Source organism: Rhodopseudomonas sp. B29 (assembly GCF_000333455.1).
Classification (GTDB): domain Bacteria; phylum Pseudomonadota; class Alphaproteobacteria; order Rhizobiales; family Xanthobacteraceae; genus Rhodopseudomonas.
Map to the genome: position 1 here is coordinate 1 of NZ_BADD01000148.1, position 1,923 is coordinate 1,923.

At 65.7% G+C, this 1,923-nt stretch carries 2 protein-coding genes; both read right to left on the minus strand.

Going from position 1 to position 1,923, the window contains the following annotated elements; translation table 11 throughout:
- On the minus strand, positions 1–708 hold a 708-nt coding region (locus tag I5M_RS05600), incomplete at its 3' end, for an AsmA family protein (protein WP_031335475.1).
- Between the two features lie 149 nt (positions 709–857).
- Positions 858–1,923, minus strand: a 1,066-nt coding sequence (locus I5M_RS05605) for an FAD-binding oxidoreductase (RefSeq protein ID WP_022720508.1), incomplete at its 5' end; no start/stop codon positions are given.

Sequence of the window (1,923 nt, forward strand, 5' to 3'; positions counted from 1 at the left end):
GAGCGTTACAGCGCCGTCGAACCGCGGCGAACGGCGGTCCAGCGTGACCAACCCGTCAATATCGGCAGAAATGCCTCGCTCCGCGGAATCGAAGCTCAGCCGCAGCCGGGCGTTGCCATCGGCGCTGCGGCTGGTCGAGAGCCGGAACGGATAGCGGCTGCCGTCCAGCCGGAAATTGCCGTCGCCGCGTAGCGCCAAAGGCTGCGCCTTCAGTTCGCCAGCGAAGGCGATGTCGCTCAGCTCCAGCGTCGAGCGGCTGGCGGCGTCATGGAGCGCGATGCGGCCGGTCAGGTTGAGGCGGTCCACGGTCAGGGCTGCAAGGCTGGAAAGCCCGGACGCCGGCCAGTCGAGCTGACCCTTGCTGTCGAGGCCGAGATCCAGCGAGACGCCGTTGATCGTCAGCTCGTCGGCGCGCCATTCGCCGCGCATCAGCGAGCCGAGGCTGAATTCGACATCGAGCCGCTGCGCCTGAACCCGCCCCGGATCATTGGCTCCGCCGACCGTGACATCCCGCAGCCGAAGCGATGGCGTCGGCAACAGCCGCGCGTCGAGCGCGCCCGCGACGCGCACCGGGGCGCCGAGCAGCCGCGAAGCCTCTGTCTCAAAAGGCGTGCGGAACTGATTCCAATCGATCAGGAATGGCCCGACCAGGGCGGCGAGCAGCGCCAGGATCAGCGCGATAGCCAGGCCGAGCAGCGTCGTCTGCACGCGTCTTCCCTTCGGCGGTGCCTACCGCCCTTCCCGCGACGGATGATGATGGAGAGAATAGCTCCTTGTTTTCAAGGAATAATCAGAAACTGTGGCGAACTCACAGCAATTGACGCGCGATCTCGCGCATCACCTGAGCTTGGATGAGCTTAAGCGAGTTGTTGCGGCAGGATCTTGCCGGGATTGAAGATGTTCTGCGGGTCCAGCGCCTGCTTGACTGCGCGCATCGCCTGCAAGGCCTCGAGGCCAAGCTCGCCTTGCAAATACTTCTGCTTGCCCTGGCCCACGCCGTGTTCGCCCGTGCAGGTGCCGTCCATCGATTGCGCCCGCTCGACCAGCCGGTGCATGAACTCGTCAGCCCGCGCCATCTCGTCGGCATCGTTGACGTCGCACAAGAGGGAACAATGGAAGTTGCCGTCGCCGACATGACCGACGATCGGCGCCATCAGACCGAGACGCAGCATGTCCTGCTCGGTTTCGGCGACGCAGTCCGCCAGCCGCGAAATCGGCACGCAGACGTCTGTGGCGACGACGCCGACGCCATCGCCCTGGCGCAGTGCCCGCACCGACCAATAGGCGTCGTGCCGCGCCTGCCACAGCTTGTTGCGATCTTCGGGCCGCGTCGTCCAGGTGAACTCGCCGCCGCCGCAATCCTTGGCGATGGCGCCGAAGTTCTTGGACTGCTCGGCGACCTCGACTTCGCTGCCGTGGAATTCCAGCAGCAGCAGCGGCGTCTCCGGCAGCGTCAGCTTCGAATAGGCATTGCAGGCTTTGACCTGAGCTTCACTGAGCAACTCGATGCGAGCCAGCGGAATACCGGTCTGGATCGCCAGAATGACCGCCTGACAGGCGTCGGTGACGGTCGGGAACGAACACGACGCCGCAGCGATCACTTCCGGAATGCCGCGCAGCTTGATGGTCAGTTCGGTGATGATGCCGAGCGTGCCCTCGGAGCCGACGAACAGATGCGTCAGGTCGTAGCCGGCCGAAGACTTCTTGGCGCGGGTGCCGGTGGTGATGATTTCGCCGTCGCCGCGCACGACCTTCAGCGCCAGCACGTTGTCGCGCATCGTGCCGTAGCGGACCGCGTTGGTGCCGGACGCGCGCGTCGCCGCCATGCCGCCGAGCGACGCGTCGGCGCCCGGATCGATCGGGAAGAACAAGCCCTGGTCGCGCAGATGTTCGTTGAGCGCCTTGCGGGTGACTCCCGGCTGA